Here is a 16,419-nt window from a genome sequence, read left to right on the forward strand (position 1 = left end):
TGCCTATGTACTGCGTACATAGGCATAAGGTAAAGAATCGCTGCGATAATTGGGCCGCCTAAGGCTTCAATCATTCCAAGAATACTTGGGTTAATCACCGCTACAATCCAGATGCTGAAGAACATGAAACCAAGAATGAACTTGTTCAATTTAGCATCTGACACTTCTTTATTGCTGCTACGTAATTGCTTAGTGATCATGCCTTTTAAGCCTTCAGTCGCACCTAAGTAGTGACCAAAGAAAGATGAAATAATCGCAATGAACGCAATGATAGGACCGAAGTAACTTACAAAGCCGCTTGAATGAACATTGGCTAAATATGACAAAATAGCTAAGTTTTGACTTTTAGCTTCAGCAAGTTGAGCTGGACTTAGCGATAACACACAAGAGAAAACGAACAACATCACGAAGCCCACAAGCATCATTGAAGTATTACGTAAAATCACATCTGCTTTTTTAGCTGCATTATTGCCATGATCGCGTTTAAGTGACACTGAGAACTGCGAAATAGCTGGTGAATGGTTAAAAGCAAACACTAACACTGGAATCGTTAACCAAACAGTCCCTAAAAACTCACCAGTGGATGGAACCACTTGTAGCGCATCCAACTTCCAATCAGGGATTAAGTAGAAAGACATAAATGCAAGGATTGCCACCAGTGGATAAACCAAGAACTGAGTCACTTTCAACATGAATTTTTCACCCGCAACCATCACTGACATCATGCCAATAATCAGTACTGCAGATAAAATAATACGTGGAGGAGAAGCAAAACCAAGTTGGTTTACAATAAAGCTATCTACCGTGTTAGTAATACCAACACCATAGATAAGTACAATAGGAAAAATAGCAAAGAAGTACAGCACCGTGATTGCTTTACCAGCATTCACACCGAAGTGTTCTTCAACGACCTGAGTAATGTCACTACCTGGATTTTTAGAAGAACAAACAAAGCGAGATAACCCACGGTGAGCAAGATATGTCATTGGGCCGATGATAATAGCCATCATAACCAGAGGCCAAAAACCTCCCATACCTGCGTTAATCGGTAAGAATAATATACCTGCACCAACAGCGGTACCAAACAAGCTAAGCATCCAAGTGGTATCTTGGCGTGACCAACCTTTTACTGAAGTTTGCTCATCTTGAGCCGCAACTGCAACGTCCTGCGCACTGATTGAATCTCTTTGCATAAAAATGACCTTATGAGGTAACTAATTTCACAGCGGAGAATATAGAATTCTAAATTATGAAATATGATCTAGGTCATTTTTTGGCTCGACTACATTAGAAATTTGACTAATCTGAGAGCAATGCACACAACTGGTACGATCAGTTAATCAAATAATTAACAGAGTTTAATTCAACCCGTAACAATTGAGCTAATAAAGCAACAGCTAAACAAAGTTAAACTCACTACCACTCTGGGATAAGGGCAAGTTAACAACATAAATAATATTCTGCAGATAACCCCGAATGCGCGACTTTAATTAGCACACTTTAGGCAAAATGATCGGAATGAAGAGCTAACTCACATAGTTAATCGAGATAGTTAATCGACATAGTTAATCGACATAGTTAATCGACATAGTTAATCAAAGTAGTTAATCGACATAGTTAATCGAAATAGTTAACTAATCAGTTTGAATGGTATTTTCAAGTCAAAAGTAATCGAAGTACCTTGACCCAAAAGCTAACTAGCCGCGGTAAAATGCCGGTGTCACGGCCAAAATTTAGCTTTAAGAACGGTGGCAGAAGAGGTAGAACCCTATCTCAGCAAGTGCGATTAACCTCTATCGATTCCGATATACTGAAGGGTTTATGTTTAAATCGTTATCGCAATCAGCATTCCCCAAGTGGTTAGTTGAGTTTATGCAACCAACCACACTAGGGCCTGTTGATCTTTCGAGGTTGTTTTTGCAGCGAATTGTTAGTCATTTGTACAAGGCAGAGACTTTGTGGTGTAGTTATTCTACATAAAAAGTCGATAACGCAGTAAAAATGACCAACAAACGCTGCCCGAAGGGTTCGACTAAAAACGTTTTACTCTTCGTTGAATGCATCTTTGTGAATAAAAGGTGCTTAGATGACTAGGCATCAATTCATTCGCCTTGATTAAAACGCTTTTATTTCGAACAAAACTTAACTAGCAAAGATCAACAGGCCCTAAGAAATGCAGTTAATTTACCCTGTACGTAAAGCTAAAATAGCTTGCAAATTAATGGGTTTATCATAACGAATAAATTGAGCCGTTCTTTGATCGATAGCATAAATGGACATGCGATCTGCAAGTTCATTACCCTCAATGCCAATATGGGCCGCGACGTGGGCGATATCGAGTTTATCTTTTATTGCATCATAGAGTGTATGAGCCTGTTGGATAACCTCTAAGTTAGCAATATCACCAGCGACTTTTCGTTTCCAACCTTTGGTTTTCCAGCCATAAGCCCAGTTAGTAATACAGTTTATTGAGTACTGGGAATCACTCATTATCTTAACGCTTTGCTGAGAATTTAGGGCTTTTTCTGCCACTAACAGCGCTTGATATAAAGCATTTAACTCCGCACTATTATTGGTGCCATTTGAATTAAACAGCCCAAACCAAAGCTCACTGATTTCACCGTGATGATAAACCGCCATTCCAGAACCTGCCTTTCCAGGGTTGGGTTCACAGCCGCCGTCGGTAAACACAATGACGTCGTGAGTGCTGAGATCGACATTTTTAGTTTTAATGGATTCAAACGTTTTACTGCTCGCCGACTTTTTACTCGCTGATGCTGAAGACTGGCTAACACTTTTTCCGATACTTTTAGCAGGAGAACCAGCAAATGCTGCTTTAGCAGCAGCTTCCGTTGGAAAAGATTTATATTTTGCTTGCGGGAATTTATCAACTAGCTTCTTGGTGTAATCCCAGCTGGTAAAAATGCCAGTCTCTCGACCTGCCCACACCACATAAAACTTCTTTGCCATGATGACTCTCTATATATATATTCAATGTGCATCAGTGTAGCCTATGGCGCTATTAAAAATAACTCACTGAAGACAAAAACAACGTCTGAACCTACTTAAGCTAAAAAAGAAATCACCATGAAACCATTAACGATCCTTGTTGGCTCAAAAAATCCTGTAAAAGTGAATGCAGCAAAACATGCTTTCAGCCAATACTTTCCTGATTGTAATATCATCTGTGAGGGCATTGATGCCCCATCGTTAGTTGCAGATCAGCCAATGACTGAAGCTGAAACAAAACTAGGCGCCATTAATCGCGCCCAGTTTTGCCAATCACAGCAAACAGCTGACTTTTATATCGCAATGGAAGGTGGCGTGGATTGCTTTGACCACGGGCCTGCAACTTTTGCTTATATGGCAATCCTCCATAATCAAAAGCTATCTATTGGCCGCAGCGCTTTACTGCCGTTACCTTTAAAGGTGTTTCAAGCGCTTGAGCAAGGTGAAGAGTTAGGCCATGTCATGGACAGGCTGTTTAATACCGACAACATTAAGCAAAAAGGCGGCGCTATTGGGTTACTAACCCAGGGACTTGCAACACGTGAAAGCATTTACACCCAAGCAATTATTCTAGCCATGGCGCCATTTATAAATGCTGAAATATTCAGCGATTAACCCTATAGATAAATTAGTCACTTTTTTTTATTGCTAAACATTGCTAACGTCGAAGTAACTGCATTCCATAGGAGATATAAATGGAATATCAACGCATTCCACATTCAAGCCTCGATGTTAGCAAGATTTGTTTAGGCACAATGACCTGGGGAGAACAAAACTCCCAACGTGACGCTTTTGAGCAAATGGATTACGCCATCGGTCGCGGTATTAATTTTATCGATACAGCTGAAATGTACCCAGTGCCGCCGAATGCTGAAAAGCAAGGCGAAACAGAGAGGATTATTGGTCATTACCTTTCTCAACGTGATAACAGAGATAATCTGGTTATTGCCACTAAAGTTTCTGCTGCAGGCCCTAAGAGCGATTTTATTCGTCCTAATATGGCGTTAGATTGGGTCAATATACACCAAGCCGTTGATGACTCACTCTCTCGCTTACAGGTTGATACCATCGACTTATACCAAATTCATTGGCCTGACAGAAACTGTAATTACTTTGGCAAGTTTTTATACGACCATCTTGATGATGAGCATCAAACACCGATTTTAGAAACATTAGAAGCCTTAGCTGAAGTCATCCGCCAAGGAAAAGTACGCTATATAGGCGTATCCAACGAAACCCCATGGGGGCTGATGCAATACCTTCGTTTGGCCGAAAAACACGATTTACCGCGCGTTATCAGCGTGCAAAATCCTTATAACCTGCTGAATCGTAGCTTTGAAATGGGCATGTCTGAAATCAGTCATCGTGAAGAGTTGCCTTTACTGGCCTATTCTCCATTAGCGTTTGGTGCTCTCACTGGAAAATATGAGAATAACCAATGGCCAGAACAAGCGCGTTTAACCTTGTTTAAACGCTTTGCACGTTACAATGCCACCCCGATGGCACTTGAAGCGACCCAAGCATACGTAGACTTAGCTCGCGAATTTAATTTAAGCCCTGCACAAATGTCATTAGCATTTGTAAACAGTAGAGGTTTTGTCGCATCCAATATCATTGGCGCAACTAACTTAGAACAGCTTAAAGAAAATATTGACAGCCTAGATGTCACCTTGTCACCAGAACTACTTCAGCGCATCAATGCATTATCTGACTTATACCGAATGCCTTGTCCGTAATAGCTAGCGCTAGTTGCAAAAATAACCTTGAAAGATTAACAGCCCCTAGACAAAACTTGCAATAAGCGCCACTTTCTATGAAGATCGTGGCGTTTTCTTTTTCTGGGCTGAGCCCAGTTGATACTTAATCAATAACCAACACTTCGTTGATAATGAGCCAGTAATGACCAACGCTTTTGAACATGATGCGATTAGAGCCCAGTTTCCAACACTTACTCAACAAGTGGACGAGCAACCACTGTGCTATTTAGATACTGCTGCCACCAGCCAAAAGCCTCAAAGTGTCATCGATGCGATGAGTCACTACTACCAGTTTGATAATGCTAACGTTCATCGCGCAGCACATCAGCTATCAGCTCGAGCAACGCGTAGTTATGAAGCGGTGCGAGAGCAAGTTAAAAGCTTTATTAATAGCGCACGAATAGAAGAAGTCATTTTTACTCACGGCACCACAGAGTCCATCAATATGGTGGCTTATGGCATTAGCGATCAAATCAAAGCCAATGACATTATCTTAGTCGACACAGCAGCCCATCACGCTAACATTGTCCCATGGCAGCAACTAGCCAAACGCACGGGCGCGGTTATCAAGCCAATTCCGCTCAATGATGAACTATCGATAGATACTGACGCTTTTGATGAGTTACTCAAATTAGCCCCAAAACTCGTCGCAATAAGCCATGTCACCAATGCCTTAGGCACAATAAACCAGGTCGAGAGTTTAGTAAAAAGAGCTAAAACAGCCGGTGCACTGACACTTGTAGATGGCGCTCAAGCCATTGCCCATTTTGATGTTGATATGCAAAAAGTTGACTGTGATTTTTATGTATTTTCAGGTCATAAAATGTATGGTCCTACAGGTGTTGGTATTCTTTATGGTCGGTTTGAGCAACTCGATCAATTAACGCCTATGCTAACTGGTGGCGAGATGATCAAAACCGTCAGTTTTGCTGGTACTGAATTTGGATCTCTTCCCAATAAATTAGAAGCTGGTACACCTGCTATTTCGGCAGTGATTGGTTTAGGCGCAGCCATCAGTTTCATCAAGAGTTTACCTAAAGAGCATACCCGCCAGCATGAACAGTCATTATTGATTTATTTACAGCAACAATTAGCGCAATTAGGTGACATCACACTTTACGCCGCAAACCCGAACAACATTGGCGCAGTGGCATTTAACTTAGCCAACGAACATCATCAAGATGTAGGGATATTACTTGACCAGCAGGGAATCGCAGTTCGATGCGGTCATCACTGTGCAATGCCACTAATGCAACACTTGGCTTTAAAAGGTTGTTGCCGCGCTTCAATTGGGGTTTACACTAATAAGCAGGATATTGATCAATTTATTAGTGCACTCAACAATGTGAAAGAACTTCTTTTATAATCGAATATATACAGCTCTGTACTAGAACTTATGGCTGTAACTCACAGCTAGAGCTCGTTAATAGATCTCATTAAGAGAGCTCATTAATAGAACAAAAGGTCTGCTTTAGCAGTCTACTTTTAGAGGTTAACCTTGAACCCAAACAGCACAACTCATACAGAAATACTCCAACCAGAATCTAGCTATTTTTCACCATTAGATGAAAAAGTATCTCAAGCTGTTAGCGCCATTGAAGATGCGAGAAACTGGCAAGATAAGTATCGTCAGATCATGTTGGTGGGTAAAACACTTGCACCATTAGCTGAAGCCTATAGAGTAGAAACTGCTCAAGTAAAAGGTTGCGAAAGCCAAGCATGGTTATATCACCAGCAAATTGAGTCATCACATTTTTTTTGTGCCGACAGTGATTCACGTATAGTTAAGGGTCTTATTGCTATACTGCTAAGTGCAACCCATGGAATGACCACCACTGAAATTGCTGCGTTCGATTTAGAGCAGTATTTCCAGCGGTTAGGACTAAGTGGTCAACTCAGTCCCTCGCGTACCAATGGATTAACCGCATTAGCCAATGCTATTAAGCAATTTGCCGCTGCATAATCATGTAAAACTTGATTACAAGCGTCTAAAAAGGAAACCATATGACACCTAGCGCTTGTAATCAAAGCCGCCGACATTTATTAAAAGGCATTGCCGCTGCCAGTCTTCTTTGCCCGCTTTACGCCTCATCTGCTATGGCAAAACCAAAATCTCGACTTTATATTGATGGATTAAGTTTCTTACCTGAGAATCTTGCAGATGTGCGAGCCTCAAAGCTTGATGCCTATATTTGTGATATTTCCGATATAGAAGCCGTTATCCAGCCAGATGGAACCACCAATTACAAACGCAGTTATCAAGCCTGTATCGCCAGTATTAAAGATGCACAAAAAATCGTTAGTGATAACCCTAGCATTTTAATGCAAGGCTTAAGTGGACGAGACATTGCTGTCGCCCGAGAAGAGCAGCGCACTGCTGTTTACTTTCAAATTCAGGGAGCAGACTGTGTTGAAGATGACACCTTTGAAGGCGAAGGACCACATTGGCAGCATTTAAATGAGTTCCATCAACATGGACTCAGAGTGCTGCAGTTAACTCATCATTACGGCAACCGTTTTGCAGGCGGGGCATTAGACAATGATGGAACTCAAGGTTTAGATAAACCACTTACCCATGATGGCCATCAACTCATTGCAGCGCTCAATCAACGTAACATCCTCATTGATGTAAGTCATTCAAGCCCACAAACGGCATTGGATACCGCCAAAGCCAGCAATATGCCTATTGTTCAAAGCCATGGTGCAGTGCGTTCTATTGTGAATAATGCCCGCTGCTCACCCGATGAAGTGATCAGAGCAATTGCCGATACTGGCGGTGTTTTTGGTGTTTTCATGATGAGTTTTTGGCTAACCAATGAACCCGCTCCGACCATTGAAGATTATGTCCGTCAGCTCGATAGAGTCGCTAGGATCGGCGGCGTCAATGCCGTCGCGATTGCCAATGACTACCCACTGCGCGGCCAAGAAAACCTATTAGCGTTAGATAATAATAATGCTGAAGGCGTAAAACAGTACCATGATTGGTGGCAAAGCTTAGCTGAGAAGAATGTGCTTGGGTTTGAAAACCTGCCACAACATGTTGTGATACCTGAGCTAAATCACATCGACAGAATGAGTCGTATTGACGATGCACTTGCTAAAGCGCGCTATAAATCCAGTGATAGAGATCGCTTCTTAGGCGGTAACTGGCAAAGAGTCCTAAACCAAGTATTGGTTTAAGCTGTTAAGCAGGCATAAAAAAAGCTGAAACCTTGGTTTCAGCTTTTTGGTTTAACTCAAGAAAGTGTTGACTCTATAAAGTGTTGACTCAATGAACTTTTCACTTAATGAGCTTTTAATTCAAAGAATTTTTCTCTGAAAAAATAGTGAGTTAGTCACCAAAGTCATCAAGTAAAATATTTTCTTCTTCAACACCTAAACTTTCTAGCATGCTAATTACAGAAGAGTTCATGATTGGAGGGCCACACATGTAGAACTCACAATCTTCTGGCGCTTTATGATCTTTAAGATAGTTTTCCAGTAACACAGTATGAATAAAGCCCGTGTAACCTTGCCAATTATCCTCAGGTAAAGGATCTGATAACGCCACATGCCATTCAAAGTTATCATTTTCAGCGGCGAGCATATCAAAATCTTCTTGATAGAAAATCTCTCTTGCTGAGCGTGCCCCGTACCAGAATGTCATTTTACGCTGAGTATTTTTACTCTTAAGCTGATCGAAGATATGCGAACGCATTGGCGCCATGCCTGCACCACCACCAATAAACACCATTTCAGCTTCAGTTTCTTTTACAAAAAACTCACCAAATGGCCCAGAAATAGTGACCTTATCACCCGCTTTCAAATTAAAGATAAACGATGACATTTGCCCTGGTGGTAAATCATTCGTTGGTGGCGTTGCAATACGAACGTTCAGCATAATTGTCCCTTTTTCATCAGGGTAATTTGCCATTGAATAAGCACGTAAAACGTCTTCATCAACCTTCGAAACTAGATTGAACAACTCAAACCGTTCCCAATCATCGCGATATTGCTCAGGGATATCAAAGTCTGCATATTTTACTTCATGAGCTGGCGCTTCAATTTGAATATAACCACCTGCTTTAAAGTGAACCTCTTCACCTTCTGGTACTTTAAGCAATAATTCTTTAATAAAGGTTGCCTGGTTATCATTAGAAATAACCTCACACTGCCATTTTTTGACGCCGAAGATTTCTTCGTCAACTTCAAGCTCCATATCAGTTCGCACAGCAACCTGACAGGCTAAACGGCAGCCTTCTTTCGCTTCTTTCTTAGTGATATGGTCCAGTTCAGTCGCTAAAATATCACCGCCACCAGACTTCACAGTAACGCGACATTGACCACAAGTCCCACCGCCGCCACAAGCTGACGGAATAAAAATATTTTTCCCCGCTAAGGCGCCTAATAGCTTGTCGCCTGCTGGAGTACGGACACTTTTATCAGCTTCACCATTGATGCCAATAGTGACATCACCGGTATTCACCAACTTACTTTTGGCGAATAAAATTACCATCACTAGCAAACTTACCACTATGGTAAACATGCCTATGCCAATTGCCATTTCCATTAAATGTACCTTCTCAACAATTTGTCATCACTCAGAGAATTCATATTCGATTGCATTGTCATTCTTATGCACCGCACTATAAGGTAATACCAGCAAATGACATGAAGCCCAGTGCCATTAAACCTGTGGTAATAAAAGTAATGCCAATACCCTGTAAACCTAGAGGGATAGCATGGAACTTCATCCGTTCACGCAGACCTGCCAGCAAAATAATTGCCATCGCCCAACCTACTGCACTACCACCAGCAAATACCATCGACTCAACCAAGTTGTAGTCACGATTCGCCATAAAGATAACCCCTGCAAAAATCGCACAGTTAACAGTTAATAGCGGCAAGAAAATACCTAAGGTTTGATACAAAGTCGGAATATAACGCTCAAGAAACATTTCCAAAATTTGCACTAGCGCCGCAATAACACCGATAAAGGTGATCAGCTGTAAGTAGCTTAGATTTAATTCAGGAAACCCTGCCCACGCTAATGCGCCTGGAGCTAGCACGTTGACATAGATAAGTTGGTTTAATGGCACTGCCAGCATCATGACTACAATAACCGCAATACCTAAACCAAATGACGTAGAAACCTTCTTAGATACCGCTAAAAATGTACACATACCTAGGAAAAAGGACAGCGCCATATTGTCGATAAATGCGGCTTGAATAAATAAATTAATATAATGTTCCATCGCCATTATCCTCTCTTACGCTGCACAACATTGATCGCCCAAATCATCACGCCGATCAAAAAGAATGCACTTGGCGGTAGGGTGAACATTTCGTTTGCAAGATACCAACCACCGTTTTCAATTGTGGTAAATATTTCATGACCGAATAAAGTGCCCCGCCCTAAGAGTTCACGTACAAAGGCGACCCCAAGTAAGATCACGCCATAACCCATCGCATTACCTAAGGCATCAACTAACGCTAAGTGAGGTGGATACTTCATGGCAAAGGCTTCAGCACGACCCATAATGATACAGTTAGTGATAATTAAGCTCACAAACACTGACAATTGCTTTGATAGCTCATAAGCCACATCTTGCAGCACCATATCAACAATAATCACTAGCGAAGCAATCACAGTCATTTGCGCAATAATACGCACACTGTTTGGGATGAAGTTACGAATGGTCGAAATGATTAAATTCGACATGACCAACACAAAGGTCACCGCAAGGGTCATCACTAATGCCGTTTGCATTGAGTTACTAACAGCAAGCGCTGAGCACACCCCAAGCACTTGCATAGCAACAGGGTTATTAGCAAAAATAGGCGAAGTTAAGATCTGCTTTGTAGACACTGCACTACTCATTATTTAGCCTCCGTAGCTGCAAACTGCTTAAGAAAGGTTTGATAACCTTCAACACCAAACCAGAACTCAACAGCGCGCTGAATACCAACACCCGTTCGGGTTGCGCCACTCACACCATCAACGCCGTGAATATCCCCTTCTTTAGCACCGCCTTTAACGACTTTAATCGAGATTTTGCCCTTCTCATCGAATAACTGCTTACCTTTCCATAAATCAGTCCACTCAGAGTCAGTCACAAAGTCAGCAATACCAGGGGTTTCACCGTGCTCATAGAAAATGATGTTCTCAACGGTATTTAAATCTGGTTTAACCGCTAAATAACCATAAATCATCGACCACAAACCTTTACCGTAGATAGGCATGACCACACTAGACAGTTCGCCAGACTCATCGCGTACTTCAAAAATACGAATATTGTCAGCACGAGTTTTAATCTTGGCGGTATCTTTTTTAGGTTTAGATGACGTTTCAGGGTTAATCGCTGCCATACGCTCGTCAAAATCCAGTAAGTTTTCTTGAGCGACATAATCACCAGACTCAAGATTCACCAGTTTTGGCGTCACACGTTCAGCAAACAATTCACGAAAATCGCCTGCACTAATATCAACATTAGCAACGCGGAGAACGAACTGTTGCACCTCATCACGTTTTTTAACCAGTTTACGTTCCTTAAGAATTTCAACGGTACCCGTGATCATAAACGAACAAACTAAACTCAGGCTGATAATAAAAATCATCGTGCCTGCGACAGTATCTTTCTTAAAGGCCATGACGTTTTAGTCTCCGTTTAATGTTGGCGCGAGCCACCAGATAATCGAATAGCGGTGCCCATAAATTAGCGAATAGAATCGCCAACATAATGCCCTCAGGTAACTTGACGTTCAGCACTCGAATTAACACAGTCATAAAACCAATCAATGCGCCATAGGCATATTTAGCATTGCGCGTATAAGAGGCTGTTACAGGGTCTGTTGCCATAAACATCATACCCAAAGCAAAACCACCTGTAACAAGATGCCAAGTCCAAGGCATTGCAGCGATTGAGTTTCTAGCAGGACCAAATAAATTAAACAAAATTGCTGTCGCTATCATGCCCAAAAGCACACCAGCCACGACACGCCAATCAGCAACACGAGTTAATAACAGCACCCCGCCACCAATCAAAATAGCCAAAGTACTGGTTTCGCCAATCGAGCCTGGAGTGAAGCCCAAAAACGCATCCATCCACTTAGGATCAGATAACGCCCCAAGCCAGCTCACATCTGCATATAAATTGGCGCGACTTGCAGCAGCTTCCGTTAAGGTCGTTGCTCCAGCAAAACCATCAACAGCCACAAACTGGCTGATTGCCGCGACTTCAGTTGGGTAAGCGAAATAAATAAAGGCATAGCCTGCAAGCGCTGGGTTTAAAAAGTTATAACCCATGCCACCAAACATCTCTTTCGCCACAATCACACCAAAACTCACACCAATGGCGATTATCCATAGCGGGGTCGATACTGGGACGATAATGGAAAACAGTAATGCGGTGATAAAGAAGCCTTCATGCAGCTCTTGATCGCGCATTTTGGCAAAGATAACTTCCCAAAATAAGCACACAACTAAAGTGGCTAGATAAATTGGTACGTAATAACTTGCGCCATAAGCAAACAAGCTAATCAAACCTGACTGCTCAGTAAGCTGACCAAATAATGCAGAAAATATCACTAACTGCCAGCTTTCAGGCTGTGTCGCACCAGCGGCAATGGCGATTTGGGCTTGCAAGCCTAGGTTGTACATGCCAAAAAACAACACTGGCAATAAACACATACCCACAATATGCATAGTACGTTTTACATCGATAGCATCTCGAACATGCACTTTACCTTTTGTACTGCGACCACGAGCAATCCATAAAGAGCGCAAGTAGCTTTTCATCGAGTGCCCATGAGCGTAATACTGCTCTTGCTTACCCGGTTTTTTCTGTTGCTGACTCATTAACCTTCCCTCTCGATGATATCTAGGCAAGCACGTAATTCTTTACCAAAGTCATACTTTCCTGGGCAAACAAAGGTACATAGTGCTAAATCTTCTTCATCTAGTTCTAATGCACCAAGTAACTGCGCTTCATCAGTATCTCTCACTACTAAATCTCTAACCAAAAGTGTTGGCAATATGTCTAATGGCATCACACGTGCTAATTGACCAAAGGCCATCATTGCACGAGGCGAACCACCAGCATGGGTAGTGAAATCAAATAACTTTTTAGTTTTGCTGAAACCAGACATCATAATACCGGTTAGCGAGAACTTTTCTTTATTGCGTCTCACCCAAGGTAAGAGTTCGTGACGAGCGTTTTCAGACAGTACACACACTTGAGAGTGATAACGACCAAGGTAGTTATAAACCCCTATCGCAGTGTGGCCAGAAAGAACTGAACCAGACACGACACGTGAATGAACATCTTGAATTTCGCCTTCAACCAATTCGCTCAAATCGCTACCAAGCTGAGTACGCAGTAATCGAGGCTTTAATACGTTAGGTCCAGCAAGTGCAACGACTCTCTCGTTGAACAATTCACCTGTTAGGAATAACTTTCCAAAAGCAATCACATCTTGATAGCCAATATGCCAAACCACTTTCTCAATGTTCACTGGATGTAATAAGTGGATGTGGGTACCAACAAGTCCTGCAGGATGAACGCCACCAAATTGATAAGACTCAACTGACGCTAAATCATTACCTGGTAGAGTCTCGCCTTCATCATGACATAACATCACTTTGCCATCGGTTAAGCGAGTTAACGCTTGCATACCAACATTAAATGCCTCTTGATGCTCAGCAATAATAATACGCGGATCAGCGGCTAATGGATTGGTATCCATGGCGGTTACAAAAATTGCAGTCGGAGTTGATTCAATCGCAGGTATACGAGAAAAAGGGCGAGTTCTTAAAGCCGTCCAAAGCCCACTATTAACTAAGTTGGTTTTCACGGAATCTCTAGACAATGACAATACATCGTTAGACGACTCGAAACTGATGAAATCATTACCTTCACAGCGGATAACCACCGACAATAAAACCCGTTTCTCGCCACGATTTATTGCGATTACTTCGCCACTTGCCGGTGCAGTGAATACAACTCCTAGTGTTTTTTTATCTTCAAAAAGGGCTTGACCTTTTTTCACCATGTCGCCTTCTTCAACGAGCATTGTCGGTTTTAATCCAACATATTCTTCGCCAAGGATAGCAACTCGAGATGTTTGCTTTACAGATTCAATGATTTGTTGCGGTACACCCGCAATAGGCACATCGAGGCCTCGCTTAATTGTTATAACCTGATTTGAGGATCCAGCCATTACTTGTAACCTTTAAAATTCAGATACCACATAATAAATAATTTTGTGAGCTAAATCCGCTGTTAAAGTCACATCTTAAGAATTAAATGTGAAATAAATGTACAACAAAAATAAGATCACACTTGAAAACTTGATCTATATCCGATACTTAATTTCAATTAAGAAAGTTTTGTACGCCAATAAAAGAGGAAAAATTCAACAAAAGACGCTTACCTAGCACAGGACACTATCAAGTAACATAGACCGAGATCACAGTAAACTCAACAATAACTGAATGACAATTACATGAAAAAGAAATGGGGTTGTAACTTAGTGGCTATAGTTTACCAGCTGTTGTTAAAAAAGCGGCTAATAAGCAAAAAAGAAGTAAAAAATGAAGTAAAAAAAGAAGTAAAAAAAGACTGAATATGAGCTTCAGCCTTTAGGGTTTTGAGATTAGGTTTTAATTGAATAGTTTTATATCGTCACAAGCTAATGTTAATTAACTTTTGATTCTCTGCAACTTCTGCTGGGTTAAACCAATTCAATGAATCAGCTAATTGAACGACTTCGCCTATGATCATCAAAGCTGGCATTTTCAGAGCAGGATCTGCGGCTAACTGTGGCAGCTCACTTAACTTACCAATAAACTGCTGTTGCGATGATGTGGTGGCTTTGGAGACAATAGCCACTGGGGTGTCAGGCGAACGACCATGGCTCATAAGCCCGTCGCTAATAATATTGGCATTTAAAATACCCATATAAACAACTAAGGTGTTGTTTGAATTCGCATAGCCTTGCCAGTCCATTGGACGACTTTCTAATTGGCAATGCCCTGTAATAAAAGAAACCCCTTGTGCATAGTCACGATGGGTTAATGGGATCCCTGTATAGGCAGCTGTACCACTTGCAGCAGTAATCCCTGGAATAACTTCAAAATTCACATCGCTTTCTACTAAAGTTTGTAACTCTTCGCCGCCGCGGCCAAATATGAAAGGATCGCCACCTTTTAAACGAACCACATTTTTACGGGTGAAAGCCTTAGTGACAAGTAATTGATTGATTTCATCCTGAGCAGCACTGTGTTTGCCAGCACGTTTACCTACAGCAATTTTCTCTGCATGTTGTGGGATCAAATCAAGGATATCTTGACTAACCAATGCATCATACAACACTGCATCAGCCTGTTTTAGTACTCTATAGGCTTTTACTGTCAGCAATTCAACATCGCCAGGACCTGCGCCAACTAACCAGACTTTTCCTTTGGCCCCTTGGCCTGGTATTGATACTAACGCCATTACCTATAACCCCACTTTATTCAATTAGGTTAAATATAGCGGTTTACATATTCCATATACAATAGATAAAACTTAGCCTTTATTACTTTTTGTTATATAGAGTCGAATTATCACTTGCTTTAAGTCTGCTCCGTCAACGTAAACTCACCTTTATAGCCTCCAAGTATTCCATCTACATGCAAATGCATTTAAATCAACTATTTTGTTTCACCTTTGTTAACACAGTGATAATCTGTCAAAAATTATAAAGATAAAGGGGGCATTTATGACAAAAGTACTCAGTTTACCATTTATTCTGTGCTTATTTTCTTCATTGAGCACCAATGTAGCTGCCGAAGATTCTTTGGTTGATGAAAGAATGAAAAGTGAAGTTGAAACCTCTGAAAAACGTTTCGTTATTACCCCTCATAAGGTGAATTACATACTGCCTTATACTTATAATGATAATCCAAACTCTGATCCTTACGTCGATTTTAAAACTGGTAATGAAGGAGGTGATGAAGAAGTCGATAATGCTGAAGCCAAATTTCAAATCAGCTTTAAATTTCCTCTGTGGCATAATGTCTTTGGTGACAATGGTCATTTATTTTTTGCCTATACCAATCAGTCATATTGGCAGGTTTACAATAAAGACATCTCCTCTCCATTTCGAGAAACCAACCACGAACCTGAAATCTTTATGCTGTTTAATAATGATTGGGAAATAGCAGGACTGCGAAACTCGTTCTGGGGCTTTGGTGCCGTTCATCAATCAAATGGTAAATCAGGCAGCCTATCCCGAAGCTGGAATCGAATTTATGGTGAAATGATATTTGATCGCGGACCATTCGCTTTAGGGTTTAAAGCTTGGTATCGAATACCCGAAGATGAAAAAGAAACACCTACCTCACCTGATGGGGATGATAATCCCGATATCGAAGATTATATGGGTAACTTCGAAATTAAAGCTGTTTACGGCCTAGATGAACACCTATTTACACTCACCGGTCGCAATAATTTAGACAGCCCGAATAAAGGCGCTTTGGAAGCAACATGGAGTTATCCGATCCTTGGTAACTTAAGAGTCTATGCCCAATACTTTAATGGTTACGGCGAAAGCTTGATTGACTACAATCATCACAACCAACGCATTGGTATCGGGGTTTCAATAAACGATATTTTATAGATTGACGCTCTAT

15 protein-coding genes are annotated in these 16,419 nt (G+C 41.3%); 6 read left to right on the forward strand and 9 right to left on the reverse strand.

Annotation, left to right across the window (positions count from 1 at the left end; translation table 11 throughout):
• Positions 1 to 1,193 (reverse strand): aromatic amino acid transport family protein (locus tag FNZ24_RS13085; protein WP_153914975.1); only part of this gene is annotated, 1,193 nt, incomplete at its 3' end.
• A gap of 991 nt (positions 1,194 to 2,184) precedes the next feature.
• Positions 2,185 to 2,970 (reverse strand): ribonuclease H family protein, encoded by a 786-nt coding sequence (locus FNZ24_RS13090; protein WP_153914977.1) that lies wholly within the window; start codon positions 2,968 to 2,970, stop codon positions 2,185 to 2,187.
• 111 nt (positions 2,971 to 3,081) lie between these two features.
• Between FNZ24_RS13090 and yjjX the strand changes: the two genes are divergently transcribed.
• The 5 genes from yjjX to FNZ24_RS13115 all read left to right on the forward strand — a co-directional run bounded on the left by yjjX (position 3,082) and on the right by FNZ24_RS13115 (position 7,946).
• Positions 3,082 to 3,624: an inosine/xanthosine triphosphatase gene (yjjX, locus tag FNZ24_RS13095; RefSeq protein ID WP_416384839.1), complete on the forward strand. Its 543-nt coding sequence runs from the start codon at positions 3,082 to 3,084 to the stop codon at positions 3,622 to 3,624.
• An 80-nt stretch (positions 3,625 to 3,704) separates the two neighbouring features.
• On the forward strand, positions 3,705 to 4,745 hold the full coding sequence (locus FNZ24_RS13100) for an NADP(H)-dependent aldo-keto reductase (RefSeq protein ID WP_153914981.1): 1,041 nt from the start codon (positions 3,705 to 3,707) through the stop codon (positions 4,743 to 4,745).
• Between the two features lie 163 nt (positions 4,746 to 4,908).
• Positions 4,909 to 6,132, forward strand: a complete 1,224-nt coding sequence (locus FNZ24_RS13105; protein ID WP_153914983.1) for a cysteine desulfurase — start codon at positions 4,909 to 4,911, stop codon at positions 6,130 to 6,132.
• A 132-nt stretch (positions 6,133 to 6,264) separates the two neighbouring features.
• Positions 6,265 to 6,729 (forward strand): SufE family protein, encoded by a 465-nt coding sequence (locus tag FNZ24_RS13110; RefSeq protein WP_416384837.1) that lies wholly within the window; start codon positions 6,265 to 6,267, stop codon positions 6,727 to 6,729.
• Between the two features lie 41 nt (positions 6,730 to 6,770).
• Positions 6,771 to 7,946, forward strand: coding sequence for a membrane dipeptidase (locus tag FNZ24_RS13115; protein WP_153914985.1), 1,176 nt, complete (start codon positions 6,771 to 6,773; stop codon positions 7,944 to 7,946).
• 151 nt (positions 7,947 to 8,097) lie between these two features.
• Here FNZ24_RS13115 and nqrF read toward each other — a convergent pair whose 3' ends face one another.
• The 7 genes from nqrF to cobA form a co-directional block, all read right to left on the reverse strand.
• Positions 8,098 to 9,315 (reverse strand): NADH:ubiquinone reductase (Na(+)-transporting) subunit F, encoded by a 1,218-nt coding sequence (nqrF, locus tag FNZ24_RS13120; RefSeq protein WP_153914986.1) that lies wholly within the window; start codon positions 9,313 to 9,315, stop codon positions 8,098 to 8,100.
• 76 nt (positions 9,316 to 9,391) lie between these two features.
• A complete protein-coding gene (nqrE, locus tag FNZ24_RS13125) occupies positions 9,392 to 10,000 on the reverse strand; it encodes an NADH:ubiquinone reductase (Na(+)-transporting) subunit E (RefSeq protein ID WP_153914989.1) in 609 nt (202 codons plus the stop codon).
• A gap of 5 nt (positions 10,001 to 10,005) precedes the next feature.
• Positions 10,006 to 10,626: an NADH:ubiquinone reductase (Na(+)-transporting) subunit D gene (locus tag FNZ24_RS13130; RefSeq protein WP_102528222.1), complete on the reverse strand. Its 621-nt coding sequence runs from the start codon at positions 10,624 to 10,626 to the stop codon at positions 10,006 to 10,008.
• The gene (locus FNZ24_RS13135) at positions 10,626 to 11,396 is read right to left on the reverse strand and encodes a Na(+)-translocating NADH-quinone reductase subunit C (protein ID WP_153914992.1); all 771 of its coding nucleotides are present in this window, start codon (positions 11,394 to 11,396) and stop codon (positions 10,626 to 10,628) included. Before FNZ24_RS13135 ends, FNZ24_RS13130 begins: the two co-directional genes overlap by 1 nt.
• The gene (locus FNZ24_RS13140; protein ID WP_153914994.1) at positions 11,386 to 12,603 is read right to left on the reverse strand and encodes an NADH:ubiquinone reductase (Na(+)-transporting) subunit B; all 1,218 of its coding nucleotides are present in this window, start codon (positions 12,601 to 12,603) and stop codon (positions 11,386 to 11,388) included. Before FNZ24_RS13140 ends, FNZ24_RS13135 begins: the two co-directional genes overlap by 11 nt.
• Positions 12,603 to 13,964: a Na(+)-translocating NADH-quinone reductase subunit A gene (locus tag FNZ24_RS13145; protein ID WP_153914996.1), complete on the reverse strand. Its 1,362-nt coding sequence runs from the start codon at positions 13,962 to 13,964 to the stop codon at positions 12,603 to 12,605. The genes FNZ24_RS13140 and FNZ24_RS13145 overlap by 1 nt, the downstream gene beginning before the upstream one ends.
• Before the next feature lie 464 nt (positions 13,965 to 14,428).
• Complete coding sequence (cobA, locus tag FNZ24_RS13150; RefSeq protein ID WP_153914998.1) at positions 14,429 to 15,241, reverse strand: uroporphyrinogen-III C-methyltransferase; 813 nt, start codon at positions 15,239 to 15,241, stop codon at positions 14,429 to 14,431.
• Positions 15,242 to 15,506: 265 nt separating this feature from the next.
• Between cobA and FNZ24_RS13155 the strand changes: the two genes are divergently transcribed.
• A complete protein-coding gene (locus tag FNZ24_RS13155) occupies positions 15,507 to 16,406 on the forward strand; it encodes a phospholipase A (protein WP_153915000.1) in 900 nt (299 codons plus the stop codon).
• The last annotated feature ends 13 nt before the right edge of the window (positions 16,407 to 16,419 follow it).

Source organism: Shewanella sp. TC10 (genome assembly GCF_009663145.1).
Classification (GTDB): Bacteria; Pseudomonadota; Gammaproteobacteria; order Enterobacterales; family Shewanellaceae; genus Shewanella.